Origin of the sequence: Arthrobacter endolithicus, assembly GCF_026627425.1 — a bacterium.
Taxonomy (GTDB): Bacteria; Actinomycetota; Actinomycetes; order Actinomycetales; family Micrococcaceae; genus Arthrobacter_M.
In genome coordinates, this window is the sequence record NZ_JAPNLH010000001.1 from 1 (window position 1) to 24,813 (window position 24,813).

Here is a 24,813-nt window from a genome sequence, read left to right on the forward strand (position 1 = left end):
CCACAGACACCGTCCTGGCCTTCCTCGTGGCGCTGTGATTATGCCGACCTTTTTGTCCCTTCCACCGCCTGGAACCAGGGATCGCAGACCAACATCGGCATAATCACAACGTCGGCATAACAGGTGTTATGCCGACGTCGGCATAACACCTGGGACATCACCAAGCTCGCTGGCCCGGTCAAGGGCACGTACTTTGATTGCTACGTGATGATCGATATCTATTCGCGCTACATCGTGGGTGCTTACGTCCACGCGCACGAATCCGGGGAACTGGCAGTGGAAATGATGAAGGAAATCTTCGGCATCCACGGCGTCCCGGAAATCGTGCACGCGGACCGTGGGACGTCGATGACGTCCAAAACCGTCGCTGCCTTGCTCTCGGACCTAGAGGTCACCAGATCCCATTCCCGCCCCCGGGTAAGCAACGATAACCCTTACAGCGAGTCGTGGTTTAAATCGTTAAAGTTCGCACCGGTCTTCCCTGAGCGCTTCGGCTCCCTCGCCGATGCAAGGACGTTCATAGCCTCCTTCGTGGACGGGTACAACCACACCCACTGCCACACCGGCATAGGACTGAACACGCCAGCAGATGTCCACTACGGACTGGCTGCCGGTAAGGCCATCGAACGGGCCAAAACACTATCCACTGCCCGCCGGAAAAACCCCGAACGATTCGCCACCACCAAGGACCCCAAAATCCTGGCCCTGCCCGAAACGGTATGGATCAACAAGCCACCAGAAAAACCCGAGACAAAGAAAGCAGCCTAACTCCCACTGGCCTCATCCACCTTGACAAATTCCGCGTCGGGCACTAGGGATGCGCGGGCCTAGCGAGTGCACGTCACAAGGTTTTGACCTCTTGATACTCTTATCCGCGCGTGCGCCAGAGCTGTCTTAGGGGCAGCTTTAAACTGGCCACTGATGGCATTTTGATTGACCGTCTGTAGCGGGGAGCGTATTCTGCGACATGTCCGGCCCTATCCGAGACGAGCAGGAGTCATCATGTCGACAGACCAATATCACGAGCCGCCGCAGGAGCTTTCTGCGCAGGTGCGAACCTTCGCCCGGATGTGCGCGAGCCTGTCAGAGGAATCGGAGGCGATTGGATGGTACGAGCAACGGATCGCCGTTGAGGAGGATCCGGCCGCACGGGAAATTATGATGGATTCGCTGGGGGAGGAATACAAGCACTTCAGCATGGAGTTGGAATTTCTCCTTCGCGCGAAGCCGAAGTGGCGCGAGATCGCACAGGGCATCCTGTTCAAAGACGGCGACATCGTCTCGCACGGTGAGAAAGCCGAGAAAACCGCCGACTGAGCGTGAGACTACTCAGCTCACAGCACACCCGTCTGGGTCCATCCGTCGGCGCGAGGGGATCAACAGTCCGGTGCCGGCCGGGATCGAAGTTGCCGATTATGTAAGCGCAGTGATGGGAAAGCTGCCGTTGAGCGCCACGACGGACTCGCCTGTTTAGCCTATCGTCGTGGGACTTCCAGTCCGCAGCAGGTGGTTGGGGAGCCTGTTTCCTGGGGCCCGGCCGCGGATTTCGAGCAGGTCCCGAGCATGGGCATGCAGCTGCATATCCTCGTCGGAAACGGGAACCCAAGTGGGAACCGGCAGCGAATTGCCGGAGTCGTCTCGTGCCACCATCACGGTCAGGCAGTAGGTGGTCAGCTTCATCTGGCGTCCCTTGGGATCTCCCGAACGGACGTGGACGGCGATGTGCATGCCCTTCGTTCCCGTGTAGACCAGCCTGGCCTCCACTTCCACCAGGTGGCCGATCAGCAGCGGCCGGTAGAAGCGTACCCCGCCGGAGAAAACCGCTACGGTGTCATTTCCGCAGTATCGTGAGGCACACACATAGGCGGCTTCGTCGATCCATTTCATCACCATCCCACCGTGAACCTTGCCACCCCAGTTGACGTCCGTGGGGGCGGCCATGAATCTTAGGACCACGCGTTCGGCTGTTCCGGCATCGGTATAGTTCTGGGCCTTCATGGCCGCCACGATTTCTTCCCGGACTTTGATTCGGGCCAGAGCGTCATCGTGGTGTTCTATTTCCTCCGCCGTGGCGGGTTCGAACCGTGGTACCGGGCTGGGTTTGCCGTCCTCGCCGACGGCCACGAATATCACCATGCACTGACTGCGCATCGTAGGCCTGCCACCTCTTGGGTCACCCGAGGACACTACGGTGCGGATGTGCATCGAGGACCGTCCGGTGTAGACGATGGTTGCCTCCACTTCCACCATGTCGCCATTGTTGACGGGGTCGGCAAAGTGGATGTTCCCCACGTAGGCGGTCACACAGTAAGACTTGGACCAGCCGACGGCGGCGGCGTAGGCTGCCTTATCCACCCACTCCAGCACCGTGCCGGCATCCACCGAACCGCTGTGCCCGACGTCGGTGGGGGCTGCAAGGAAACGAAGGGTCACCGAGTTAGCGGCAGTCTCACTCATGAAACGAGTCTATTGACATAGCAGAGAGTCCCAACGCGGGTAAGTCTCATACGCTGTTCCCCCCGTCATAATCGGCAGGCCGCTCGCCGAAATTTGGAAAACCAAGGTCTGGGTTCTGATCAACTATCCGGGGCTCCGGTTCCACGAAGTCCTCTTTCACGACCCAGGCCTTAAGGGGGCTGGTTCAGGGCGTGAATGGGCCCCGCAGGACTCGGAGCGCGAGGTCAGCGTCACCCTCAATGACGGCGGTTTCCGCGAGGTTGGAGCGGCCCCAGAGGCCGAGGTACAGATTATGCATCGGGGCGGTAATCGAAGCCATGACGGGCCCTTGTCCCAGGGTCCAGCCGGGGGTCCCTGGCACGTGGAAGGCCACGGCTTCTTCCGGGTGTGGCATGCGCTTCTGCCGGAACTGGCGTGGGGTCAACATTGCCAGGACTTCGTCGATTCCGTCCAGCATGACGTCCTCCCCGAGAGCGGGGACCTCCCGATCTGATGCTTGGCAGGCATCGACAAGGTGGATGGCGTGTTCGTGCGCCTGCCGCCGAAGCCAGAATCCGGCCTTTCGCGGCGGTGGGCCAAAGTTCCAGCACGGTGTCTCGGGATCAAGAGCCGCCATCGCCCTAAGGAAGGTATCCGCCCCTTTAAGGAACCAGGCTGCCGCGCCCATTGCCGGCGCTTCGGGTTCCTTAACGACGTTCCCGTCACGAACCACTTGAGCAGCCCACCGTTCGATTGAGCCGATGTGCCCGAAAAGTGCGTCGAGGGTCCAGCCCGGACAGGCAGGAACAGCACGGGTCAGTACGTCGTCCGTCTGGCGCGCGAGGGCGCTGAGAGTGTGGAGATAGCTGGCCAGCTCGGCAAGGTAACGATCGGGCCCCATGAGTTGAGCTTAGTGGACTCCCGGAAAAGGCAGATCCTGGGTTCAAGGGGACGGGTGCCGGCGGCGCCCGCACCGAGGTTTGTTGCACGCAGCAGGGCCGGGTGCTGGTGTTGGTGTGGCTGGGAGTGGGTATACTCGCTCCCAGTGACACGGGGTGCCGGGCGGCTTTTTTGCGCGGCTGAGATGACACCCGTTGAACCTGATCTAGTTGACACTAGCGAAGGGATGTCCTGTAACGATTCGCATGGTCTTGGCGCCCGGGTCGCATCCTTTCGCCTTATCCGAAGGTGAAGAATCTGATGGAACTGGCAGAACAGATCGTTCTTGTGACCGGCGGCGGACGGGGCTTGGGCAGCAGTATTGTGCAGGCGTTCGCGGCCAGGGGCGCGCGGGTGGTCATCAATTATCGCCGCAGTGCCGAAGCTGCCGGGGAGCTGGCCGCCGGTTTTGGCCCCGCGCAGGTTGTTGCCCTGCAGGCGGACGTCACCGACGCCGGTCAGGTGTCGGTGATGCTGGAGCAGGCCCGGGCCCATTTCGGTTCCGCCGTCACCACTGTGGTCAATAATGCGCTGGCCGATTTCTCGTTTAACGGGGATGCCCGCTCCGGTGCCGGGGATATTTCATGGGCGATGTTCGAGGCACAGTTTGCGGGAAGTGTCCGGGGTGCTTTGAACACGACCCAGCAGGCTTTAGAGGGGATGCGCGGCCACGGGTTTGGGCGCATCATCAATGTTGGGACCAATCTGTTCCAGAACCCGGTGGTCCCGTACCACGACTACACCGCGGCCAAGGCCGCCCTGCTGTCTTTGACCCGCACCATGGCCAAGGACCTCGGGCAGCACAATATTGCCGTGAACATGGTCTCCGGCGGACTGCTGCGCACCACCGATGCCAGCGCCGCAACCCCGGAGGAGGTCTTTGACTACATTGCCGCTTCAACACCCCTGGGCAAGGTCACCACCCCGGCCGAGTTCGCCGATGCCATCTTGTTTTTCGCCTCGCCTTGGGCGCGGTCGGTTACCGGTCAGAACCTGGTGGTCGACGGCGGCCTGGTCATGGACTAGGCGGCTTGGCGATGAATGGGAAACGGCAACTGCATTTAAACGCTTTTCTGCTGGGAGCCGGCCACCACGGTGCTGCCTGGCGGAGGCCCGGATCGCCGCTGGAGCTGCTCGGAGAGATCGGTTATTATGAGCGGCTCGCACAAAGCGCCGAGCGCGGCCTGTTCGATGCCGTGTTTTTCGCCGACGGGCAGTCCGCCGGTGACGTCGGCGCCGGTCCGAGGTGGTTTTTGGAACCATTAACCGCGCTGGCGGCCATGGCCCGGGCAACGGAAAACATCGGGCTTATCAGCACCGTCTCGGCCACCTTTTATTCCCCTTTTCATGCCGCCCGGATGCTCGCGTCCCTGGATCACATCAGTGCCGGACGTATCGGGGTGAACGTGGTCACCTCGATGTTCGATGCTGAAGCCCGCAATCATGGGCTGGAAGCGATGCCCGGCCACGCGCAGCGCTATGGCCGCGCTGCGGAGTTCATTGAGGTAGCGCTGGGGTTGTGGGACTCGTGGGCTGATGATGCGCTGGTTCGGGACAGGGCCGGGTTCTATGCCGATCCGGCCCTGGTCCGGCCCTCGCATCATGAGGGGGATCACTTCCGGGTGGAGGGGCCCTTGAATGTTCCCCGGGGTCCGCAGGGACGCCCCGTGCTGTTCCAAGCCGGTGCTTCCGGGGCCGGCCGGGATCTTGCCGCCCGGTACGCGGAAGGGATTTACGCCGTGGCCTACGATCTTCCCAGCGCCCAGGCCTACTATTCGGATATGAAACAGCGGATCGCTGCGGCCGGGCGTGATCCGGAAAAGGTAGCGATCATGCCCGGTTTGGTGACGTATGTGGGCTCCACCGCGGCCGAAGCCCGGGCCAAACAGGACCGGGCGGATGCGCTGCTGCCTACCGGAGAATCCCTGACACGGCTAGGTACGTTCGTGCAGCAGGACTGTACCGGCTGGGAGTTGGACGCCCCCGTGCCGTCCCTGCCGCCGGCGGCAGAATTTACTGGGCCGCAGGGCCGTTATGCCACCATATTGCGCATTATTGAAGCCGAACGTCCCACCGTGCGGCAGTTGCTGGGGCGCCTGGCAGCAGGAGGGGGCCACTGCACCCTGGTCGGCACGCCAGAGCAGATCGCTGATCAGATGGAGCTCTGGTTCCGATCCGGGGGCGCTGACGGGTTCAACCTGATGCCGCCGTTGCTGCCCGATTCGTTGGACGAGTTCGTCGATGACGTCATCCCCGTCCTTCAGCGCCGGGGACTCTTCCGCACCCGCTACAAAGCCTCGACGCTACGCGGTCATCTGGGACTGGACCGCCCGGCCGTCGGCGCCCCAGCCTAATGAAGATGACCTGTCCAGCTGACGTGCTGTTTCCTAAATTGTGGCAGCGATGACGTACTTGCGCTGCCCTACCGAAACAGATTTTTTGGTGGGGCCGGCGCCCCCTGTGCGGACTGAGGGCGTTGGCACGCGCGTAGGATAACGGCAGGGTTTGAAGACGAGGAGAAGACAAGGATGCCCATGGAAACCGTGAACTGGGGAGAAGCCGGCAGCAGGGAAAATCCGTGGACACTGATGACCCCGCCGGGGACGTCGGAGTACACGATGTACCGCGACGAAGGCGCCGACCCGCAAGAGCTGGTCTGTACCGTCGGCAAGACGGTGTTGAAGTACCAGCTGCGGATTGTCGGTGAGCTGCACGCCATGCTCCGCGACCACGGCGGCTGGGTGGAACTGGGCAGCGCGGACGAACAGAAATCCGCCAAGGACGGCACAGTGGAGTCCTGGGGCCGGGACATTGCGAATCCCGTGGGCGGTTGGTACGGGCTGAAAAAGGGATATCGCGGCAGGGTCGGCATGTACCTGCCTCCGCTCCTGGAAGCGCTGGGCCTTGCGGAGCTCGAACACAACCCGCGGAACAACCGCATGCGGGCGATCTAGCGCGGAGTGTTTAACGATGCCGCGGCAGGCTTCCCAGCTGCCGGCAGCCATGCGGAGCACCTGGCCGCCGGGGCAGGGATTCAGGCTCAAAGCTGCGTAAATAACGAGGCAGCCCGTTCGAGGGCGCCGGGAACCAAAGAATAACACGCCCACGTGCCGTGTTTCTCGCGCTCCAACAATCCGGCGTCGACAAGTATCTTGAGATGGTGGGAGACGGTGGGTTGGCCCAAATCCAGGGGTTCGGTGAGGTCGCACACGCAGGCTTTGCCGCCGTCGCCGGTTTGGGCAAACTCTCCACCGTGGACAGGTTTCTGCCGGTGTGGATCATTGCGGCTATGGCAGTCGGTCTGCTGCTGGGTAAATTCATTCCTGGCTTGAACACCGCGCTGGACGAGCTGAAGATCGGCTCCGTTTCGCTGCCGATCGCTGTGGGTCTACTGGAATGATCTGGGACGATCTGGCGTGCGGGGACCGGGAAGCTGCCGCCGTGCTGGTCTTCATAAATTCCGTTTTTCAGGTCCTTGCCTTCGGCGCCTTAGGTTGGTTCTACCTCCAGGTCATGCCTGGCTGGCTGGGCCTGCTGGTCACCAGCGCCGACTTCTCGTTCGGGTCGATTACCCTCTCCGTTTTGGTGTTTCTGGGACTTCCGCTGCTGGCGGGTTTCCTGACGCGCACTGTGGGGGAAAGGGCAAAGGGGTGCGACTGGTATGAGTGGACGTTCCTGCCAAGGCTGGGACCGTGGGCCCTTTACGGCTTGTTGTTCACCATCACACTGCTTTTCGGCCTGCAAGGGCAGACCATCACGTCCCGACCGTTCGACGTCGTCCGCATCGCCGTGCCGCTGCTGGTCTACTTTGTGGTGGTGTTTGGTACCGGCATGGGCATCGGCCGTGCGCTGGGCCTTGGCTACGCCAAGACCACAACCCTGGCGTTCACCGCGGCCGGCAACAACTTTGAACTCGCCATCGCCGTCGCGATTGGCATCTTCGGGGTCACCTCCGGCCAGGCTCTGGCAGGAGTCGTCGGACCCCTGATTGAGGTGCCGGTCCTTATTGACCTGGTCTACGTCGCCCTGTGGGCGCGAACACGGTTCTTTACCGCCCAGCCCCGGTCAGTCTGGCCAACGTCCCGCGATTTTCGCTAGGAGCCTGTAGTCATGAGTACCACCGATACCAACAAAAAGCCCTCGGTTATGTTCGTTTGCGTGCATAACGCCGGGCGTTCACAAATGGCTGCCGCTTACCTGGCCGCTCTCTCCGGCGGAGCCATCGAGGTTTGTTCGGCCGGCTCCGAACCCGCCGAGTCGGTCAACCCTGCCGCCGTGGCTGCGATGGCAGAGGACGGCATCGACATGTCGGCCGAGATTCCCAAGGTCCTCAGCGCCGGCGCCGTGCGGGAGTCAGACGTCGTCATCACCATGGGATGCGGGGATACCTGTCCGATCTTTCCCGGCAAACGCTACGAGGACTGGGAACTGGAAGACCCCGCTGGGCAGGGCGTGGTTGCTGTCCGCTCCATCCGGGACGACATCAAGTCCCGCGTTCGGGCGCTTATCAGCCAGCTGCTCCAGGTTCCTGGATCTCCAACAGGAAAACTAAAACCATGACGAAACAGCCACATGGCCTGCCTGTTGCCATCATCGGGGCCGGCCCGGTGGGCCTGGCCGCGGCAGCAAACCTGATCGAACGCGGCCTGACCCCCCATCATTTTCGAAGCGGGGCCGCGTAGGCATGGACAAGACCCATTCCCGTGGCCCCGGCGGGAGGCCTTTTCTGGTCCGGGTTGAGGTGGCTGACGGAACCGTGACAGACCATGCGGTGAGCGCAGTGATTGACGCCTCTGGTACTTGGGCGCAGCCCAACCCGCTCGGACAGGCAGGGCTGGTTGCCCGTGGCGAGGCCCAAGGCATTGAACGCGGCTTGATTACCGGGCCGCTGCCCGATGTGACTGGGACCGACCGTGCCCGGTTCGCCGGCCGGCACGTTCTGGTTATCGGGGCTGGTCACTCGGCAGCCAACATCCTGATTTCGCTGGGGCAGCTCGCCAAGAATGAACAGGGTACACGGGTCAGCTGGGCAGTCCGAGGTGCTGACCCCTCACGAATTTATGGCGGGGGAGACGTTGACGCTCTGCCGGCCCGCGGCCGGCTCGGCATCCGGCTGCGCGGACTCGTTGCTGACGGCTACATCGAACTGCATACCTGCTTCACCACCATTTCCTTCGCGGTGGGGGACGGCCTGGCTGTTACCGGCGCGTCACCGGATGGTCCGGTGACGTTGGCTGTGGACTTTTGATCCCGGCCACCGGATTCCGGCCAGACCTGGGCATCCTGCGGGAGATTCGTTTGGAACTTGATCCCGCAGTGGAGGCACCACGGGAGCTTGGACCGCTCATTGACCCCGAGTTCCACTCCTGCCGCACCGTCCCTGCTCACGGTGCGAAGGCGCTGGCCCACCGGGAGAAGGATTTCTACATTGCCGGAATGTTATCCTACGGCCGCGCAGCAGCGACACACCCGCCGAACGCGCAGACAATTCAGGTCTCCGAACAAGCACGCTCCTGCTTACGAAAGCGCACCGAAACCACGGCGAGCCAGATCCATGCGAGGACGACGGCGGCTGTGAAACCGAGAACGATGAGAGCCCGAGTAGAACCTGTTGCAATACCGACGAAGGCCAGCAAGAACAGCACTCCGGTGACGACAGAGAACCAGCCGAGGAAGCGTTCACCGTCGGCAAGGAACCGTCGGGAGATAACGAGAGCACCGGCGATGAATCCAATGAATCCGATGCCGCCGGTCACAAAATGCAAGAACCCATGCAAGGTGGGGTTGGTCGGGTGGCCCGCTGGAGTGCCGAGCGGGAATCCGTTCATCGGGTCTGCGACGAATAGCCCGGCCCCAATGAGTCCGATGGCAAAGACTCCGATCAGCAGCGGCCCCCAGAGCTGGCCGCTCCCGCCATGAAGCACGCGACGCAGTCCGGCAGCGCACAGGAGAGTCAGCACACCGGTGATGATCAGGTTAGCAATCTGAATCCAGCCGAGCGCACCGTTGGCGAGGACGCTAAGGTCATTGTGCGCGGGATCGAAGCCCTTGCGCGTGAATGCTTGGGCGAAGCCGAGGACAAGGTACAGTGGCCCGGCTGCGACCCCGCACGCGAGTAGTCCCCGCGTTGTCGCGTCGACGTTGCTGAGAGTATCTGATACTGGTGGGTTTGCGGAACCCACCCTGGATCTAGCCATAGTTATGCCTCTCCTGGGGTGCCCGACGTCAGGACCGGGCAGCGGGTCCGTCTGCGAAAAATTCTCTTAGCTGCGCGGCGATGACTGCCGGGCTCACCTGGTGCGTCTGCCCTACCAGGACCCGATGTTCACTCCCTGGTATGGCGGCCGCCACCGCCGCCTGCGCGTCCATCATCGCCGCTCCCGCTTTTCCTCCGACCATCACGCGAGTCGGAACGGAGATCCGGCGGAATCTCTCCAGCGGGGCGGAAAAGTTGTTCATGACTTCCGTGTCGTACGGAAGGGTGTTGGCGGCGGCGGTCTGCTTCTTCCAGATCCCTGGCATGAGGTGCAGCATGAGGGGAACAAACGCTGGAACCCCGATCATCTTCACGAGAAAGTATGACACCGCGGCTCCCCGTTTCCCCGCCCGGAGGAAGCCCTCGAGGTGTGCCTGGTGATCGACCGGGACACCATCTTTGATGCCGACGCCTGTGTAGGGAGCTTCGTAGGTAGCCAGGCGCCGGATATTAACACCGGAAGCGGCGGCTTCGAGCGCGAGTGCGGAGCCGGACGAGGTCGCGTAGACGTAGGAGTCCGGGCCAGCTTCCCGCAGAACAGACGAGAGGTCTTCGATCTCCCGTTCCACGGCGTAGGGCATTGTGTCACCGCTGTCACCTCTTCCTCGGCGGTCGTAGAAGTAGACGGTGAACGAATCCGCGAGTTTCGCAGCGAGGGCCCGTGCGGGGCCAAACGATCTGCCGCAGAACGCTCCGTCTATGAGAACCAGGCTCGGCCCGGTGCCAAGTCGTTCGACAGCAATCCGCGTCCCGTCCAGCGACACGACGGTGAGGACAGTTCCAATGTTCGTGTTCTTGGTCATTTCGTTGCGGCCTTCAGCTGGGTGTCGAGTTGATGGAATGAAAGGTGCCAGCCCTCCGCCGTGAGATCGCGAAGATCAGCGGTGAAGGGTCCTTGGTGAAGAGTGACGCGGGTGCGGCTGCCATGGTCGTGAAACTCCACGCGCAGGAGGATGTCGTGAAGTGCTCCGCCGTTCGCGTCTGCGTCCATCTTTATTTCGAGGTACTCGGGACGCTTGAACGAGACGATCTTTCCCCGGATGGGATTTAATTCGCCGGTCTGGTCGTTGCGCATCGCTAATTCCCACCGGCCGCCCGCCACCAGTTCGATCAGGACGCTGTCAACGGGAACGGAAACTCCGGTGGGGCCAAACCAGGAGGCCAATGCTGCGGGCTCGGTCCAGAAACGCCATACGAGTTCCCGCGGGGCGTTGAACGCGCGGGTAATAAAAACGTCCCGGCTTGTCACCTCGGTCTTGTCGTTAGGCGTCATGTTCGACCCCTGGTACATCGTCCTGGCCTTGGAAGGTCCGGAGGGCAGCGTCCAACTGATCGAACGACTCTGTCCAAAAGCGTCGGTATCTCTCGACGTATTCATTGGCCTCTTTCAATCGACTCGCCTCTAAGTGGCTTAGCCGCGCGGTTGCGACTCTTCTTCTGGAAATGAGGCCAGCCTTTTCCAGGACCCGGAGGTGATTGGAAATCGCGGGCTGACTCATGTCGAACGGGCGGCCCAACTCTGTGACGGGCGCATCCCCCAGCATGAGTTGCTGCAGAATTGCACGCCGCGTTGGGTCGGCCAGTGCGCCGAAAACGGAGCTAAGAGTATCACTCACTGATTTTATAAACCTTTCCTTTTATAATCTTATTTTGATAGATTATGCCCCTGCGGTAACGGACGTCAATAGGTCGCAGCGGAACACCGGGCGCCCCTGGTCCAGCGCGGTGGGCGCGTGACCGAGTGCTGTAATCGCCGCATCGGCAAAAAACGTGTTGACCATCACACGTGAACTCCGTACAGTGTGTACTGTATACAAAATAACCACTGAGATGAGGAAGTTCATGCCGAAATCCGTGAAGTTCGCCGCGCCGCTGCTTGCTCTGGCACTGCTGTCCGGCTGTGCCAGCGGTGGTGTGCCCGCCGCGTCCGGCGTGAAGCTGGAAAGCCAGGCCGCCGTATCCGGTCAAATCACCGTTTGGAGCTGGGATGTTGCCGCCACGGCCTTGAAGCGGCTGGCGGATTCCTACACTAAGGAGCATCCGGGAACAACCATCAATGTGGTGGACATCGGCTACGACAATGCCTACGACAAGATGTCAGTAGGCCTTCAGGCCAACAGTGGGCTTCCAGACGTAATCACCGTCGAGACGGATCACATGCCCGCCTACATTCACCAGTTCCCCAAGGCCTTTACTGATCTGAGCCCGCTGGTTGGCGCGGACAAGGCGAAATTCGATCCCTCCAAAGTCTCGGCCTCCTCCGATGCCAGCGGCCAACTACTCTCCCTGCCGTGGGATTCTGGCACCGTAGCACTCTATGCCCGCACTGATTACTTTAAGGCCGCCGGCATCGATCCAGGCACCCTGGGCACCTGGGACCAGTTTCTGGCCGCGGGGGAAAAGGTTAAGGCAGCTACGGGCCATGCCCTGATATCCACAGACCTCTCCACCGGAGGCCTCTTCCAGATGCTCCTCCAGCAGCAGGGCCGGGGCGTCTTCACCTCCGGCGGGCAAATCGACCTGACCTCACCGGCTGCGGTCAACGCGCTCACGTTGATCAAGTCGATGAACGATAGGGGCCTGCTGGACAACGTCAAGGGCTGGGATGGTCGGGTGACGGCCACCAAGAACGGTAATTCCGCCATCATGCCCGAGGCCGTTTGGTGGATCGGCACGCTGACTTCCGAAATGCCGGAGCTTGCCAACAAGTTCACGGTGCTTCCGCTGCCTGCCTTTACCGCCGGAGGAACGCAGACCTCCAACGACGGTGGCTCAACCCTGGCCGTGCCGGCCCAGTCCAAGAATCCCCAGTTGGCGGGCTCCTTCGTGAAATACATGCTCGCCAGCACCGATAATCAAGTCTCGATGATGAAGGAGGAGGGCCTGTTCCCGTCCTACCTGCCGGCCCTGGACGCCCCACTGTTCCATGAGCCGCAAAGTTACTTCGGCGGCGAAAAAGTCTATGAGCTCTTCGCCGACCAAACCCCTAAAATTCCTTCCATCACCTACACCAGCGACACCGCCAAGGCGGGGGATATCGTAGCCAACGCCGTCGTCGCGTCGGTGCTCAATCACCAGGATCCGGCCGCGGCGCTGAAGTCTGCGGCTGACCAGATTGCCACCGCCACCGGGCGAAAGCTTGCGCAGTAACCCATGGTCAGCACACTGTTGCGCCCTGTCGTGAAGGCGCCCGGGCGGGCCGGGGCTCGGAGCTCAGCCCGCCGTCGTCGCCCGGGCTATTGGTTCGTCCTGCCGGCTGCGGTGCTCTTCGTCATCTTCTTCCTATATCCGCTGCTGTCCTCGTTGTGGCAGAGTTTTTTCTCCACAGCGGGCGGGGAGTCAAGCTGGGTGGGAGGGGCGCAGTATCTGCGCCTTTTCCACGACCCGCTGGTGGCCAAGAGCCTGTTCAACGCGTTCCTGATCCTGGTCATTCAGGTCCCGCTGATGGTCTGCGTGGCCCTCGCACTGGCCTACCTGCTCAACCAGTCCTGGTTACGTTTCCGCACAGGCTTGCGTGCCATCTACTTCCTTCCGGCGGTCACCACGCTGGTAGCTTACTCTCTGGTGTTCCGGGTCATGCTGGCCACCGACGGCGGCGCCGCCAACCAGATCCTGGGCCTCGTGGGCGTCGCCCCGGTGGACTGGCTGAACAGTGAAGTCTGGTCCCGCGTAGCCCTGATCGCCTCGATCACCTGGCGCTGGACCGGCTACAACATGGTCATCATTTTGGCCGGTCTGCAGGGGATTCCCACCGAGCTGTATGAGGCCGCCCGCATTGACGGCGCCGGCCGCTGGGCCATCTTTACCAAGATCGTCATTCCGCAGCTTCGCCCGGTAATCCTGTTCAGCTCCATTACCTCCACCATCGGTGCCCTGCAGCTCTTCGATGAGAATTTTATCCTCACCGGCGGAGGACCCAACAACGCGACCTTGACGCCCGTGCTGTACCTGTACAAGGTGGGCTTCCAGCAGTTCGATTTCGGCTACGCATCCGCGATCGCTTGGCTGCTGGTGGCGATTATCGCCGTGATTTCCGTCCTCCAGTTCGTGATCCTGAAGGAGAAAAAATGACGCAGACGCTCAAGAGGCTGCCGGTCTACCTGGTCCTGTTGGTCGGGGCGGTGCTGAGCATCATTCCCTTTTTGTGGATGGTGATCGCCTCAACGCATACGACCTCTGCACTGTTCGCCACGCCGTTGCCGCTGCTGCCGGGCGGCCAGCTTTGGACTAACCTTGCGCGGCTCCAGCAGGAGACCAACTTCGCCCAGGTCATGCTGAACTCGGTTGTCGTGGCCATCATCTACACGGCCTTCTCCGCGGTGGTCAGTGCCATGTGCGGCTACGGCCTGGCCAAGTTCCGCTTCCGTGGCCGCGGTCTGGTGCTCGCCGCCGTGCTGCTGACCATGATGATCCCGATGCAGGTGCTGCTTGTGCCGCTTTTCCAGATGATGGCGAGCCTGGGCTGGGTGAACACCTACCAGGCGCTGATCCTGCCCTTCCTTGCCAACGCCTTCGGCATCTTCTTGATGCGCCAGGCCTTTTTGGACTTCCCGGACAGCCTGATCGAAGCGGCCCGTATCGACGGCGCGGGGGAGTTAAAGACGTTCTACCGCATCGTGATGCCCGTGGCACGGCCGCAGCTGGCTGCCCTGCTGATCTACACCTTCATCAGTCAGTGGAATTCGTTCATCTGGCCCCTGCTCATGCTCAACACCGAGGACAAGTACACGCTGCCGGTGGCGCTGAACACCATGATCGGGCTGTCGCGGGTGGATTATTCGGGCCTGATGCTCGGTTCCTTGCTGGCCACGCTGCCACTGCTGCTGGTCTTCATCGTTTTCCAAAAACACTTCGTATCAGGACTTATGGGAGGGGCGGTCAAGGGATGACCCGGACGCTAAAACTCGATGGGATCGCCTTTGGCGGCGACTACAATCCCGAGCAATGGCCGCGGGAGGTATGGGAGGAAGATGTCCGGTTGATGCGAAAGGCCGGGGTCAATTTCATTACGGTATCCGTCTTTTCCTGGCCGCTGCTGGAACCGGAAGAAGGGCGCTTTGACTTCGGTTGGCTCGATGACGTCATCGAGCTGCTGCACGGTGCTGGGATTGCCGTTGACCTGGCAACGGCGACCGCAACGCCGCCAGCGTGGCTCATCCGGAAATATCCGCAGATTCTCCCCGTCACTGCAGACGGCACCCAGCTGGAGTTCGGCTCCCGGCAGGCCTACTGTTTCAGCTCCCCGCTGTTCCGCGAGTACGCGCTGCGGCTCACCCGTGCCATGGCCGAACGCTACGGCAAGCACCCGGCCGTGCGTCTCTGGCATGTGTCCAACGAATATGGTGACCACGTCTCACGGTGTTGGTGTCCGGCGTCCGCAATCGCCTTCCGTGCGTGGCTGCGCGCTAAGTACGCCAGCATCCAGACGCTGAACGACTCCTGGGGCACCAGTTGCTGGGGCCAGCACTACCTTGACTTCGACGCGATCGAACCGCCCCGCGAATCCACCGGGCCGGTCAATTCCACCCAAAGGCTCGATTTCGAGCGTTTCTCCTCGGACGCGATGCTGGAACTGTTCCGCTCTGAGGTTGCGGTGCTGCGCGACGTTACCCCGGAACTGCCGGTGACCACCAACTTCATGTCCATACTGCACGATCTGGACTACTTTGCCTTCGCCGACGCCGAGGACCTCGTCACGGATGACGCCTACCCGGACCCGGCCGACCCGGGTGCGCACGTGGACGCGTCTTTGAACTATGCCCTGATGCGTGGGGCGAAGGGGGGCGCCCCCTGGCTGCTGTTGGAGCAGTCGGCCAGCGCCGTCAGCTGGCGGGACGTCAATGTCCCCAAGGCGCCCGGGGTGATGCGGCTGGACAGCTATCAGGCGCTGGCCCACGGCGCCGACGGCGTCATGTACTTCCAGTGGCGCGCCGCCAGGTTTGGACCGGAAAAATTCCATGCCGCCATCCTGGGGCACCGTGGCGAGGCGAGCAGGACATTCCAGGAATGCAGCCGACTCGGTGCCGAATTGCGGCAGCTGGGCGCGCTGAAAGGCAGCAGGGTGACGGCGGACGTCGCGATGCTCTGCGACTGGGACTCCAACTGGGCTCTGGCCGCGCCGAACTCGCTGCCGACCAACCGGATCAGCTGGATTGGCCAGGCGCGGGCCTGGCACCGTGCAGCGTTCAACCTCGGTGTGACGGTGGACCTGGTGCGTGCTGCGGCAGACTGGTCAGCATACAAGGTGCTGCTGGTACCCAATCTGTATCTGGCCACCGAGGCTTTGGCAGCCCAGCTCGCGGCGTACACCGCAGCAGGGGGGACCGTCGTTATCGGCCCGTTTTCCGGTGTGGTCGACGAAAACGACCATGTCCACCCCGGCGGGGCACCGGGTCCGCTGCGCCCGCTGCTGGGCATCGAGGTGGATGAGGTGTGGCCGGTCCCCGACGGCGAGACCGGTGCAGTGCAGATGGAGGGCGTGCCATGCGGTATCCACACGGTCAGCGAATGGCTCGACGCGATAGACGCACGCACCGTGGCAACCTACACTAACGGCGAGCTGAACGGCCGCCCGGCTGTGACCATGAGGCACCACGGCCGCGGGTCTGCGTGGTACCTGAGTGCATGTTTTGAGGATGCCGGACTGCAGGCGTTAGTGCGGCAGATCTTCGCGCACAGCGGTGTTCTGGTCCGCGTCGGCGCCGGGCCGGATATCGAGATCGTCGTCCGCCGGGGCAGACGGACAGCCTTTACCTTCGTGCTCAACCGCTCAGCGATGGCGCTGGACGTTTCGGTGCCTGCCGGAGCAGCCGTTCTGGTCGGCGACGGAAGGAGTGCGGCCGGGATAGGCAGCGCTGGGGGCACCTATCTGCTGCCGGCCCGTGGCGTCCTCGTGATCGAGCATGCGCATGAGGATACCGTGCACCTGCTGGGCGAACCCGCGCAGCTGCAATCCGTGTAGTCCCGTCGATTTGCCGGTTGCAGCCGGCGCCGTGCCTTAGGGGCCGGCGCGGCAGGACCGGACGCACAAGTGAGATTGCGGTCACTGTTGACCGGAGGCAGCTCAAAGCATATTGTATTCTGTATACAGAATTCAGTAACTGTTTTTCGCACCATGCGGCGGTGTGACCGCCACAACACCAGAGGTGAAGCCATGAGCAACCAAGTAACCCATCCATACATCCCCAACTCGGTTCCGGCCGTGCGGGAGCAGATGCTGGCCGCCGTGGGAGCTGCCGACATCGAGGAGTTCTACGCTGACATTCCGGCAAGCCTGCGCGTTCAAGGCAGCCTGAACCTGCCGGCACCCTTCCTCGCTGAGGCCGAGCTGGAGCGGCACGTCAGTTCGCTGCTGAACAAAAACACGAGTACCCGCGAAACCCTAAGTTTCCTGGGCGCCGGGACCTATAACCACTACGTGCCTGCTGTCGTGGACGAGGTCATCAGCCGCAGCGAATTTCTTACCGCCTACGCGGGGGAGCCGTACGAGGACCACGGCCGCTTCCAGGCGTTGTTTGAATACCAGTCGATGATGGCGGAGCTGCTGAACATGGACGTCGTGAACGTCCCTACCTACGACGGCATGCAGGCCGCTGCCACGGCCCTGGCCATGGCGGGCCGCATTACCGGCCGCCGCGGCATAGTCCTGGTCAGCGACGCAAACCCGGACGCACTGTCCAAGGTTTCCGACTATGTGCGCTCCTTCATGGACCTGAGCATCGTGCCGTCAATCAACGGCACCGCGGACCTGCAGGCCGCGGCCCTGGCCATCGGCGCGGACACCGCAGCTCTCTGGATCCAGACGCCCAGCTTCCACGGTGCGTTGGAGGACCAAGGTGAGCAGCTGGCCCGGTTGGCGCACGACGCCGGTGCACTCGTCGTTGTCGGCACGGACCCGATTGCCTACGGTGCGCTGGCTCCGCCCGCAGACTGGGGGGCGGACATTGTCTGCGGCGACATCCAGTCCCTGGGGATCCACCAGTGGTTTGGCGGTGGACGGGGCGGCTTCATCGCCGTCCATGACGATCCGACGTTTGTGCTGGAAATGCCTTCCCGTTTGTTCGGCCTTGAGTCCACCGATGTCGAGGGCGAGTACGGCTTCGGTGACGTGGCCTGGGACCGCACATCGTTCGCGCTGCGCGAAGAAGGGAAGGAATGGGTGGGCACAGCGGCCGCCCTGTGGGGTATCGCCGCCGGCGTCTACCTTGCCTCAATGGGACCCACCGGCATGGCGGAGCTGGGAGAGACCCTGCTGGCACGCACGGCCTACGCCGCGCAGAAGCTGGCCGGCGTTGACGGCGTGCAGCTGTGCGACTCCGCCCTGCACCTGCGCGAGTTCGCCATCGATTTTTCCAATGCCGCCTTGTCCAGTACTGAGGCTGTCGCGGCCTTGCGGGTCCGGGGGATTGAGCCAGGCGTTGTATTGCCCGGCAACTGTCTGCTCGTATGCGTGACCGAACAGATCACCGCCGCGGACATCGATACCCTTGCGGCCACCCTCACCGCCGTTTTGAAGGAGAACTAAGATGGCACTTCCTGTTGCCCCGAAGCCCGTCCTGCGCCGCTTTCATCAGGCACGCTGGGATGAAAAGATCATTTTCGAACTGAGCACGCCCGGCGAACGGGGCATCCTGGTCCAGCAGAGCGAGCCGGCTGCCACCGAGGCACTGGCCTTGCGCGAGGACCGCTTGGCCCCGCTGCGCCGGACCGCCGCCCCCGTGCTGCCGGAACTGGCCCAGATGCGGGTGGTGCGGCACTACCTGCGTCTGAGCCAGGAAAACCTGGGTGCGGACTTCAACATTGACATCGGCCAGGGCACCTGCACCATGAAGTACAGTCCCAAAATTAATGAGACCCTCATCGGCACGCCGAAGCTGATGGACCTGCACCCGCTGCAGGACGAGGCCAGCATCCAGGGCGTGTTGGAGATCTTCTGGCGGATGGAACAGCTGTTGGCGGAGATCTCGGGGATGGCACGCGTCAGCCTGCAGACCCAGGGCGGCTCGGCCGCCATCTGGGCCAACATTGCCATGATCCGCGCGTACCACGAGTCCAACGGGGACGGACAGGTCAGGGATGAGGTCATCACGACCATTTTCTCGCATCCCTCCAACGCCGCCTGCGCCAAGGCGGCCGGTTACAAGGTCATCACGCTGATGCCGGACGCTGACGGCTACCCGGACATCGACGCCCTTCGGGCAGCGGTCTCCCCCCGCACGGCGGCCCTGATGATCACCAACCCCGAGGACACCGGCATCTACAACGCCAAGATCCGTGAGTTCGTGGACATTGTCCACGAGGCCGGTGGCCTGGCGGCGTATGACCAAGCTAATGCCAATGGCATTCTTGGCATCACCCGGGCCTCCGACGCCGGCTTTGACCTGTGCCACTTCAACCTGCACAAAACGTTCAGCACCCCGCACGCCAGCGGCGGCCCCGGCGCCGGCGCCAGCTGCGTCTCGGAGAAGCTCGTGCCGTTCCTGCCCGGCCCCACCATTGACAAGGTGGCGGAGAAGTTCGTCATCAACCGCGACCACCCGCAGTCGGTGGGCGTTGTGGCCCCGTTTTACGGGGTGGCCCCAAACGTGGTCCGTGCCTACGCCTGGATCATGGCGCTCGGTGCAGACGGCCTGCGCCAGGCCGCCGAGACTGCCGTACTGAACAACAATTATCTGCTGGCCAAGGTCCTGGAAATTCCCGGTGCCTCCGCTCCGTATGCGGAGGGCAAGCGGCGCATCGAGCAGGTCCGCTACTCCTGGCAGGAGCTCTTTGAGGACACCGGCGTTTCCTCGGAGGAGATCGGCATTCGGATGTCCGACTTCGGCATGCATTATTGGACCAGCCACCACCCGTACCTTGTCCCGCAGCCGTTCACGCTCGAACCCACCGAGTCCTACTCGAAGGCGGAGATTGACGAGTACGTGGCCGTGCTGGCCCATGTCGCCGGCGAGGCGCGCAGCAACCCGGAGATCGTCCGCACCGCCCCGCACAACCAGACGGTGCACCACATCCACCATGATGATCTGGACGATCCGGCGCGCTGGGCCATTAGCTGGCGCGCCTATCAGAGGAAATATCCGAGCAACTGACACAGGAAAAGGGCGACGGCGGCACGCACCAAGGCGTTCATACCGCCGGCCGTAAAGCCGGCCGTGCCGCCGTCGCCCTGAGGCTCCGCCCGTGTCAATCGTTCCATCCCACCCCCAGTACCAATCACCCAGGAGTATCCCGTGAACAGCATCACCTTCAGCCGTAGGAATTTCGTGGCGGGCGCTCTCGGCGTCGGCGCACTGCTGGCCACATCGGCCTGCGGCGGATCGGCCGGCGGCAACAGCGCATCCCAGATCACCTGGTCCACCTGGGGGACCCCAGAGGAGGGGCAGCGCTTCAAAACGTTCAACACCGCATTCAAGGCCGACAACCCCAGCATCAACGCCACCTTGCAGATGGTGCCGTCTTACTCGGACTACCACTCCAAGCTCCTGACCCAACTGACGTCCGGCACTGCACCGGACGTTTTCTATGTCGGTGATGACTACCTCGGGAAATTCGTCTCCGCCGGCGTGCTCATGGACCTGACCCCGGTGGTCAGCGGACCGGACGCCAAGGTCACGCTGGCGGACTTCAACGAGGCCCTGTTTGGCGCCGGCAAGACGGACAAGGGCATCTTCGCCCTGCCCAACGACTGTAACCCGGACGTTTTCTGGTTCGATAAGAAGGCTTTGGCTGCTGCCGGCATCACCGAAAATCCGGCCGAGCTCGCCGCAGCCGGCAACTGGACCATCGAGACCTTTTTGGCCATGTGCGCCAAGCTGGCCGCCAACGGCATGACCGGTGCCATCTTCTGGAACTACTGGTCCACCCACTGGAGCTGGGTGACGGCCAACGGCGGCGAGGTCTTCGATTCGGCCGGTAAGTTCGTACTCCCGCAGGACCCGAAGAGCGTCGCCGCCATCGCATCTCTGGCCGATGCCTTCGCCAACAAGTCCTTCACCGTGGCCGACACCCTGCCGGATGGATCCGGCGCGGACAGCCTGTTCGTCTCCCACAAGGCGGGCTTCTACGTTCAGGGCCGCTACGGCATAGCCACGGCCGAACAGTCAGGCAACAAAGACGATTACGACATCGCTCCGTGGCCTACAGTTTCGGGCAAGCCCGGCAGCAGCGGCGTTGCCGCATCCTATCTGGTGATCAATGCCAAGACCAAGGCGCCCAAGACAGCATCGACCTTCGTGGGCGAGTTCCTCAGCTCCAAGGGCCAGACCCTACGCCTGGCCGACGGCGGCAATGCCGTCCCATCGGTCAAGGGCGCCGACTCCGTGGTCCTGGGCGGGAACTACCCCGCGCATGCGAAGTCCTTCCTCGACATGACCCACACCGGCTTCGAGGACTTTTCCAAAGAGGCAAGTGTTCCAGGCCTGTCCTCCGACGTCAGCAAGGCCATGCTCTCCATGTACCAGGGCAAAGCCAGCGCGGGGGACACCATCGCGGCCGTGTCAACGCTGATCGAAAAGGCGGTCTGACGTCGTGACGGCTGTCCTGGCCAAGGCTGGCACCCCCGGGGCCGGCCTGGAAGAGCGGAAGGAGGCGGGATGGCGCAAACGTGACCGCTGGTCCGGGCTCGTCTTCGTCAGTCCGCAGCTGATCGGCATGAGCGTTTTCGTGCTGCTGCCCTTCGCCGTCGGATTGGTCCTGGCCTTCGCCCAATGGGACGGGCTGACCGAGCTGAGCTGGGTGGGGCTGGCAAACTTCCAGGCCCAACTGGCCGACCCCGTGTTTTTGCGCTCCATCCTGAACACCCTGGGCCTGGCCATGATCACCGTGCCCGTGGGCCTGGCCTTGTCGCTGCTGATTGCCGTCGCCTTGGACCGGCTGCGCGGACGCACCGGCTATCTGCTGCTCTACTTCGCCCCGGTGATGACCAGCTCCATCGCTGTGTCCCTGGTATGGCAGCAGATCCTCCGGGCCGACGGGCCTCTGAATGAGGCGTTTTCCACAGTCTTCGGCATCCCCGGCCCGGGCTGGCTCAGTGATCCCCGCTTTGTGCTGCTGGCCGTGAGCATCGTGACCATCTGGTCCTCCCTGGGTCTGAACGTCATCATCTTCCTGGCGGGCCTGCAGGGCATCAACCCGACGATTCTGGAAGCCGCGCGGGTGGATGGCGCGGGGCCGCTGCGGACCATGCTGGCGATCCGCTTGCCGCTGCTGTCCCCGGTGGTGTTCTTTTCCACGGTAGTGGCCGTCATCAGCTCCTTCCAGACCTTTGACGTGGTCTTCATCCTGACCAAAGACGGCGGGCCGGAGAACTCGGCCCGGACTATCGTCTACCAGATCTATGACGAAGGCTTCAAGCATTTCCAATTCGGGATGGCCAGTGCGGCATCCATCATCTTGCTCATCCTGACCCTCGTCGTCACCGCCGTGCAGCTCGGACTGCAACGCCGGTTCGTGCACTACGAAAGCTGAGACCGTGACAACCACACTGCAGAAGGCACCGGTCCGCAAAGTCCCGGCCCCGATCGGCCGCCGGAGACGGACACACAGCGCCAAGGGGTCCAGGGTCACTCTGCACGTGCTGTTGGCCGTGGGCGGCTTCCTGATGGTGGCCCCGTTCCTGTGGATGCTGCTGACCTCCTTCAAGACCCTGCCGCAGATCCTGGCGAACCCACTGGGCCTTTTTCCCTCACCCTGGAACTTCAATAATTATGCCGACGCCTGGCAGGCCGCCCCCTTCGGGCTCGCCTACTGGAACAGCATCTACATCTGTATCCTGACCGTCGCCGGAACCATCCTGACCGCCTCGATGGCCGCGTACGCATTCGCCCGGATCGAGTTCAGGGGAAGCAAATTCCTCTTCATCTTGTTCCTGGCCACCCAAATGGTCCCGCAGCAGGTCACCATTGTGCCGCTGTACATGATCTTCTCGAAGCTGGGTTGGGTGGACACGCACCTGGCGCTGATCATCCCGGCCGTGCTGTGCAACCCGTTCGCGGTGTTCCTGGTACGCCAGTTTATTCGCTCGCTTCCCGTGGAACTTGAGGAGGCGGCCCGGCTGGATGGGGCCGGCCGCTGGCGGATCCTGTTCAGCATCGTGATGCCGAACATCAAGCCGGGCCTGGCCGCCCTATCCATCGTCGTGGCGCTGGGGGCCTGGAACAACTTTTTCCTGCCCTTGATTGTGCTCAACAGCGAGAACCAGTTCACGGTGCCGCTGCTGCTCTCGCAATTCACCGGACAGTACGGCGGTGTCAATTACTCCCTGGTCATGGCAGCATCGGCCATTTCCATCGTGCCGATGCTTATCGCGTTCCTCATCGGCAACCGCAAAATCCTCAATTCCATGGCCATGTCCGGCATGGGCGGCTCCTGATGGGTCCGTGGCCCGGCGCCGGCGCCTTCATCGATCTGGACGCGGTGCCGCTGACGGACCGGGGCTCGCGCCTGCTCGTCTTTGTCCGGCCCGACGGCGACCTCCGGGTGGCGGGAGCGGTCTACGAACGCAGCGCGGAGCGGTGCACGCATTTGCGCCGGCTCGCGGTGACGGACGCCGCAGGCCGGCGCCTGCCGGTCACGGCCGTGGGCCCGGAGGGAATCAGCTTTGCCGGTGGGGCGGCGTCGCTGACGTTTGTCGACGCGGAAACCCTCAGTGTCGGGGTTGCCGAGGACGGCGGCCCGGTCACCGTCGAAATGGAGGCATTCGGTGTCGACAGTCTCGGCCAGCCCGTCTCCGAAGTTGACGGCGCGCCGATCCGCTGGTGCAGCACCGAAGGCCCCGGCACGTTGGGCGCCGCCGGCACTGTGCTGCCGGCGGGGGGCAGCGTAAGCGTGCGGATGGGCGGCCCCGTCCGCACCACACCGCAGTCCGGCAGCCACCGGCAGTACCTGTCCGCGGCGTGCGCCCGCTGGCAAGACTGGTTCGACAAGCTGCCGGCTGTCCGGGACCAGGACGTCGAAATGGTCCGCTATGCGTGGTGGATCCTAGCCAGCAACATTGTCCGGCTGGCCACGCACCCCGAAATCGAGGCCGTGGTGCCGTCCAAGCAGGGCTATGTTGCCGCCTGGCAATGGGACTCGTATTTCATCAGTTTCGGGCTGCGCCACGGCGATCCGGAGCTGGCCGCCGACCAGCTCCGGCTGTTTTTTTCCGAGCAGGCGTCCGACGGCGGCCTACCGGATGTGGTGCACGACGGCGGCACGCTGGCCTGCGTGGCGGACGTGCCGCCGGGGGACCTGGCCACGCTGGCGCGGTTACATGGGGCCGACTCGCCGATGGTCAGCCAGGCGGACATGCCCATTACCAAACCGCCGCTGGCCGCGTGGGCGGCCCGTGCAGTGGACCAGGCGGCCGGAAACGCAATGCCGATGTCGCTGCAGAGCGAGCTAAAGGAGGGCCTGGACCGGCTGCATCGGTGGTGGTTCCAGCGGCCCTCACCGGACGGGCTGCCGGGATACGAACACGTCTATTCCTCCGGGCTGGACGATTCGCCGCTGTTCGACGACGGCGGTCCGGTGTTCGCGCCCGATCTGCCCAGCTACCTGGTGCTGGCCCTGGATGCCATGTCCGGGCTGGCGGATGACATCGGCGACGCCGCCGAAGCGTCGGCCCAGCGTTCCTTGGCGGACTCGACCGCGGAACGGCTGATCTCCGAGCGCTTTGATCCGAAGCTGGGCCGGTTTGTGGCGCTGACTCCGGCCGGGCGCCGCGAAACCCTGACTCCGTTCGCCCTGATGCCGCTGCTGACCGGCAGGCTCCCTTACCGGGTGCTGGAAGGGCTCCGGAAATCGCTCAGTGGGCCTGGTGCCTTGGGAGCGGCCTATCCGCTGCCTACCGTCGCGCTGAACGAACCCGAATTCAACGCCGACCGGATGTGGCGCGGCCCCGTCTGGCTGAACGTGAATTGGCTGATCGTTCAAGGTCTGCTGCGCAGTGGCCTGGACACCGAGGCCGCAGAGCTGGCCGAGCGGACAGTCCAGATGGTGCGCAAGAGCGGCGGTCTGCACGAGTACTGGAATCCGCTGACCGGGACCAGGGCAGCCGGTGCCACCACCGGCTTCGGCTGGTCGGCGGCGCTGTTTCTGGATCTGGCCGTGTGGCTGGAGGCCAGGGACAACTGACCGTTGCGGGTTCTGCAACCCCCTCGGTTCCATAACCGCATCAGGAAGCCCGTCCCGGAAGAATCCGG

At 63.0% G+C, this 24,813-nt stretch carries 24 protein-coding genes, 3 pseudogenes and 1 riboswitch; of the genes and pseudogenes, 19 read left to right on the forward strand and 8 right to left on the reverse strand.

Annotated elements, in window-relative coordinates:
* Nucleotides 1-147: 147 nt before the first annotated feature.
* A pseudogene (locus OS914_RS00005) lies at nucleotides 148-768 on the forward strand (transposase); the annotation flags it as partial.
* Between the two features lie 234 nt (nucleotides 769-1,002).
* On the forward strand, nucleotides 1,003-1,317 hold the full coding sequence (locus OS914_RS00010) for a ferritin family protein (protein WP_267544013.1): 315 nt from the start codon (nucleotides 1,003-1,005) through the stop codon (nucleotides 1,315-1,317).
* A 153-nt stretch (nucleotides 1,318-1,470) separates the two neighbouring features.
* On the opposite strand, the gene OS914_RS00015 is transcribed toward OS914_RS00010, so the two are convergent.
* Nucleotides 1,471-2,457: an acyl-CoA thioesterase gene (locus OS914_RS00015; protein ID WP_267544014.1), complete on the reverse strand. Its 987-nt coding sequence runs from the start codon at nucleotides 2,455-2,457 to the stop codon at nucleotides 1,471-1,473.
* Nucleotides 2,458-2,641: 184 nt separating this feature from the next.
* On the reverse strand, nucleotides 2,642-3,337 hold the full coding sequence (locus OS914_RS00020; RefSeq protein WP_267544015.1) for a maleylpyruvate isomerase family mycothiol-dependent enzyme: 696 nt from the start codon (nucleotides 3,335-3,337) through the stop codon (nucleotides 2,642-2,644).
* A 140-nt stretch (nucleotides 3,338-3,477) separates the two neighbouring features.
* Nucleotides 3,478-3,580: riboswitch (TPP riboswitch) on the forward strand.
* A gap of 56 nt (nucleotides 3,581-3,636) precedes the next feature.
* Here OS914_RS00020 and OS914_RS00025 point away from each other — a divergent pair.
* From OS914_RS00025 to OS914_RS00035, 3 genes are all read left to right on the forward strand, one after another.
* Nucleotides 3,637-4,401, forward strand: coding sequence for a 3-oxoacyl-ACP reductase (locus tag OS914_RS00025; protein WP_267544016.1), 765 nt, complete (start codon nucleotides 3,637-3,639; stop codon nucleotides 4,399-4,401).
* A gap of 11 nt (nucleotides 4,402-4,412) precedes the next feature.
* Nucleotides 4,413-5,729, forward strand: coding sequence for an LLM class flavin-dependent oxidoreductase (locus OS914_RS00030; protein WP_267544017.1), 1,317 nt, complete (start codon nucleotides 4,413-4,415; stop codon nucleotides 5,727-5,729).
* A 180-nt stretch (nucleotides 5,730-5,909) separates the two neighbouring features.
* Nucleotides 5,910-6,329, forward strand: a complete 420-nt coding sequence (locus OS914_RS00035; RefSeq protein ID WP_267544018.1) for a DUF6855 family protein — start codon at nucleotides 5,910-5,912, stop codon at nucleotides 6,327-6,329.
* Nucleotides 6,330-6,415: 86 nt separating this feature from the next.
* Here OS914_RS00035 and OS914_RS00040 read toward each other — a convergent pair.
* Nucleotides 6,416-6,604: pseudogene (locus OS914_RS00040) on the reverse strand (ArsR/SmtB family transcription factor); the annotation flags it as partial.
* 60 nt (nucleotides 6,605-6,664) lie between these two features.
* Between OS914_RS00040 and OS914_RS00045 the strand changes: the two are divergent.
* The 4 genes and pseudogenes from OS914_RS00045 to OS914_RS18150 all read left to right on the forward strand — a co-directional run bounded on the left by OS914_RS00045 (nucleotide 6,665) and on the right by OS914_RS18150 (nucleotide 8,623).
* Nucleotides 6,665-7,473 (forward strand): annotated as a pseudogene (locus tag OS914_RS00045) (arsenic resistance protein).
* Between the two features lie 12 nt (nucleotides 7,474-7,485).
* Nucleotides 7,486-7,935 (forward strand): arsenate reductase ArsC, encoded by a 450-nt coding sequence (locus OS914_RS00050; protein WP_267544019.1) that lies wholly within the window; start codon nucleotides 7,486-7,488, stop codon nucleotides 7,933-7,935.
* Nucleotides 7,932-8,057 carry a hypothetical protein gene (locus tag OS914_RS18145; protein WP_420713827.1) on the forward strand — a complete coding sequence of 42 codons (126 nt, stop codon included), beginning with the start codon at nucleotides 7,932-7,934 and terminating at the stop codon, nucleotides 8,055-8,057. Before OS914_RS00050 ends, OS914_RS18145 begins: the two co-directional genes overlap by 4 nt.
* Before the next feature lie 2 nt (nucleotides 8,058-8,059).
* Nucleotides 8,060-8,623 (forward strand): hypothetical protein, encoded by a 564-nt coding sequence (locus OS914_RS18150; RefSeq protein WP_420713828.1) that lies wholly within the window; start codon nucleotides 8,060-8,062, stop codon nucleotides 8,621-8,623.
* 241 nt (nucleotides 8,624-8,864) lie between these two features.
* Here OS914_RS18150 and OS914_RS00060 read toward each other — a convergent pair whose 3' ends face one another.
* From OS914_RS00060 to OS914_RS00075, 4 genes are read right to left on the reverse strand one after another with little or no spacing between them, the layout of a single operon-like run.
* Nucleotides 8,865-9,572: a DUF998 domain-containing protein gene (locus OS914_RS00060; protein WP_267544020.1), complete on the reverse strand. Its 708-nt coding sequence runs from the start codon at nucleotides 9,570-9,572 to the stop codon at nucleotides 8,865-8,867.
* Between the two features lie 28 nt (nucleotides 9,573-9,600).
* The gene (locus OS914_RS00065) at nucleotides 9,601-10,434 is read right to left on the reverse strand and encodes an alpha/beta fold hydrolase (protein ID WP_267544021.1); all 834 of its coding nucleotides are present in this window, start codon (nucleotides 10,432-10,434) and stop codon (nucleotides 9,601-9,603) included.
* On the reverse strand, nucleotides 10,431-10,904 hold the full coding sequence (locus OS914_RS00070; RefSeq protein WP_267544022.1) for an SRPBCC family protein: 474 nt from the start codon (nucleotides 10,902-10,904) through the stop codon (nucleotides 10,431-10,433). Before OS914_RS00070 ends, OS914_RS00065 begins: the two co-directional genes overlap by 4 nt.
* Nucleotides 10,894-11,247: an ArsR/SmtB family transcription factor gene (locus tag OS914_RS00075; RefSeq protein WP_267544023.1), complete on the reverse strand. Its 354-nt coding sequence runs from the start codon at nucleotides 11,245-11,247 to the stop codon at nucleotides 10,894-10,896. The genes OS914_RS00070 and OS914_RS00075 overlap by 11 nt, the downstream gene beginning before the upstream one ends.
* A gap of 226 nt (nucleotides 11,248-11,473) precedes the next feature.
* On the opposite strand from OS914_RS00075, the gene OS914_RS00080 reads away from it, so the two are divergent.
* From OS914_RS00080 to gcvPB, 6 genes are all read left to right on the forward strand, one after another.
* Entirely contained in the window at nucleotides 11,474-12,781 is a 1,308-nt protein-coding gene (locus tag OS914_RS00080) for an ABC transporter substrate-binding protein (protein WP_267544024.1), read from the forward strand.
* Nucleotides 12,782-12,784: 3 nt separating this feature from the next.
* The gene (locus OS914_RS00085) at nucleotides 12,785-13,702 is read left to right on the forward strand and encodes a carbohydrate ABC transporter permease (RefSeq protein WP_267544025.1); all 918 of its coding nucleotides are present in this window, start codon (nucleotides 12,785-12,787) and stop codon (nucleotides 13,700-13,702) included.
* Nucleotides 13,699-14,520, forward strand: coding sequence for a carbohydrate ABC transporter permease (locus OS914_RS00090; RefSeq protein WP_267544026.1), 822 nt, complete (start codon nucleotides 13,699-13,701; stop codon nucleotides 14,518-14,520). Before OS914_RS00085 ends, OS914_RS00090 begins: the two co-directional genes overlap by 4 nt.
* Nucleotides 14,517-16,592, forward strand: coding sequence for a beta-galactosidase (locus OS914_RS00095; RefSeq protein ID WP_267544027.1), 2,076 nt, complete (start codon nucleotides 14,517-14,519; stop codon nucleotides 16,590-16,592). The genes OS914_RS00090 and OS914_RS00095 overlap by 4 nt, the downstream gene beginning before the upstream one ends.
* Nucleotides 16,593-16,784: 192 nt before the next feature.
* Nucleotides 16,785-18,155 carry an aminomethyl-transferring glycine dehydrogenase subunit GcvPA gene (gcvPA, locus tag OS914_RS00100; protein ID WP_267544028.1) on the forward strand — a complete coding sequence of 457 codons (1,371 nt, stop codon included), beginning with the start codon at nucleotides 16,785-16,787 and terminating at the stop codon, nucleotides 18,153-18,155.
* Nucleotide 18,156: 1 nt separating this feature from the next.
* A complete protein-coding gene (gcvPB, locus tag OS914_RS00105) occupies nucleotides 18,157-19,719 on the forward strand; it encodes an aminomethyl-transferring glycine dehydrogenase subunit GcvPB (protein ID WP_267544029.1) in 1,563 nt (520 codons plus the stop codon).
* On the opposite strand, the gene OS914_RS00110 is transcribed toward gcvPB, so the two are convergent.
* Nucleotides 19,695-19,826: a hypothetical protein gene (locus OS914_RS00110; protein WP_267544030.1), complete on the reverse strand. Its 132-nt coding sequence runs from the start codon at nucleotides 19,824-19,826 to the stop codon at nucleotides 19,695-19,697. The genes gcvPB and OS914_RS00110 overlap by 25 nt on opposite strands.
* 34 nt (nucleotides 19,827-19,860) lie before the next feature.
* Here OS914_RS00110 and OS914_RS00115 point away from each other — a divergent pair, with 34 nt between their 5' ends.
* Genes OS914_RS00115 through OS914_RS00130 form a run of 4 tightly spaced genes read left to right on the forward strand, consistent with a single transcriptional unit; the run spans nucleotide 19,861 to nucleotide 24,745 of the window.
* Complete coding sequence (locus tag OS914_RS00115) at nucleotides 19,861-21,153, forward strand: ABC transporter substrate-binding protein (protein WP_267544031.1); 1,293 nt, start codon at nucleotides 19,861-19,863, stop codon at nucleotides 21,151-21,153.
* Nucleotides 21,154-21,157: 4 nt separating this feature from the next.
* Nucleotides 21,158-22,096: a carbohydrate ABC transporter permease gene (locus tag OS914_RS00120; RefSeq protein ID WP_267544032.1), complete on the forward strand. Its 939-nt coding sequence runs from the start codon at nucleotides 21,158-21,160 to the stop codon at nucleotides 22,094-22,096.
* Nucleotides 22,097-22,100: 4 nt separating this feature from the next.
* Nucleotides 22,101-23,000 (forward strand): carbohydrate ABC transporter permease, encoded by a 900-nt coding sequence (locus OS914_RS00125; protein ID WP_267544033.1) that lies wholly within the window; start codon nucleotides 22,101-22,103, stop codon nucleotides 22,998-23,000.
* The gene (locus OS914_RS00130; RefSeq protein WP_267544034.1) at nucleotides 23,000-24,745 is read left to right on the forward strand and encodes an amylo-alpha-1,6-glucosidase; all 1,746 of its coding nucleotides are present in this window, start codon (nucleotides 23,000-23,002) and stop codon (nucleotides 24,743-24,745) included. Before OS914_RS00125 ends, OS914_RS00130 begins: the two co-directional genes overlap by 1 nt.
* Nucleotides 24,746-24,813 lie beyond the last annotated feature (68 nt).

Bases quoted from the DNA above. Each gene is read 5' to 3' on its own strand.
- OS914_RS00010 (WP_267544013.1), top strand. From the start codon at position 1,003: ATGTCGACAGACCAATATCACGAGCCGCCGCAGGAGCTTTCTGCGCAG.
- OS914_RS00015 (WP_267544014.1), bottom strand. From the start codon at position 2,457: ATGAGTGAGACTGCCGCTAACTCGGTGACCCTTCGTTTCCTTGCAGCC.
- OS914_RS00020 (WP_267544015.1), bottom strand. From the start codon at position 3,337: ATGGGGCCCGATCGTTACCTTGCCGAGCTGGCCAGCTATCTCCACACT.
- OS914_RS00025 (WP_267544016.1), top strand. From the start codon at position 3,637: ATGGAACTGGCAGAACAGATCGTTCTTGTGACCGGCGGCGGACGGGGC.
- OS914_RS00030 (WP_267544017.1), top strand. From the start codon at position 4,413: ATGAATGGGAAACGGCAACTGCATTTAAACGCTTTTCTGCTGGGAGCC.
- OS914_RS00035 (WP_267544018.1), top strand. From the start codon at position 5,910: ATGGAAACCGTGAACTGGGGAGAAGCCGGCAGCAGGGAAAATCCGTGG.
- OS914_RS00050 (WP_267544019.1), top strand. From the start codon at position 7,486: ATGAGTACCACCGATACCAACAAAAAGCCCTCGGTTATGTTCGTTTGC.
- OS914_RS18145 (WP_420713827.1), top strand. From the start codon at position 7,932: ATGACGAAACAGCCACATGGCCTGCCTGTTGCCATCATCGGGGCCGGC.
- OS914_RS18150 (WP_420713828.1), top strand. From the start codon at position 8,060: ATGGACAAGACCCATTCCCGTGGCCCCGGCGGGAGGCCTTTTCTGGTC.
- OS914_RS00060 (WP_267544020.1), bottom strand. From the start codon at position 9,572: ATGGCTAGATCCAGGGTGGGTTCCGCAAACCCACCAGTATCAGATACT.
- OS914_RS00065 (WP_267544021.1), bottom strand. From the start codon at position 10,434: ATGACCAAGAACACGAACATTGGAACTGTCCTCACCGTCGTGTCGCTG.
- OS914_RS00070 (WP_267544022.1), bottom strand. From the start codon at position 10,904: ATGACGCCTAACGACAAGACCGAGGTGACAAGCCGGGACGTTTTTATT.
- OS914_RS00080 (WP_267544024.1), top strand. From the start codon at position 11,474: ATGCCGAAATCCGTGAAGTTCGCCGCGCCGCTGCTTGCTCTGGCACTG.
- OS914_RS00085 (WP_267544025.1), top strand. From the start codon at position 12,785: ATGGTCAGCACACTGTTGCGCCCTGTCGTGAAGGCGCCCGGGCGGGCC.
- OS914_RS00090 (WP_267544026.1), top strand. From the start codon at position 13,699: ATGACGCAGACGCTCAAGAGGCTGCCGGTCTACCTGGTCCTGTTGGTC.
- OS914_RS00095 (WP_267544027.1), top strand. From the start codon at position 14,517: ATGACCCGGACGCTAAAACTCGATGGGATCGCCTTTGGCGGCGACTAC.
- gcvPA (WP_267544028.1), top strand. From the start codon at position 16,785: ATGAGCAACCAAGTAACCCATCCATACATCCCCAACTCGGTTCCGGCC.
- gcvPB (WP_267544029.1), top strand. From the start codon at position 18,157: ATGGCACTTCCTGTTGCCCCGAAGCCCGTCCTGCGCCGCTTTCATCAG.
- OS914_RS00110 (WP_267544030.1), bottom strand. From the start codon at position 19,826: ATGGAACGATTGACACGGGCGGAGCCTCAGGGCGACGGCGGCACGGCC.
- OS914_RS00130 (WP_267544034.1), top strand. From the start codon at position 23,000: ATGGGTCCGTGGCCCGGCGCCGGCGCCTTCATCGATCTGGACGCGGTG.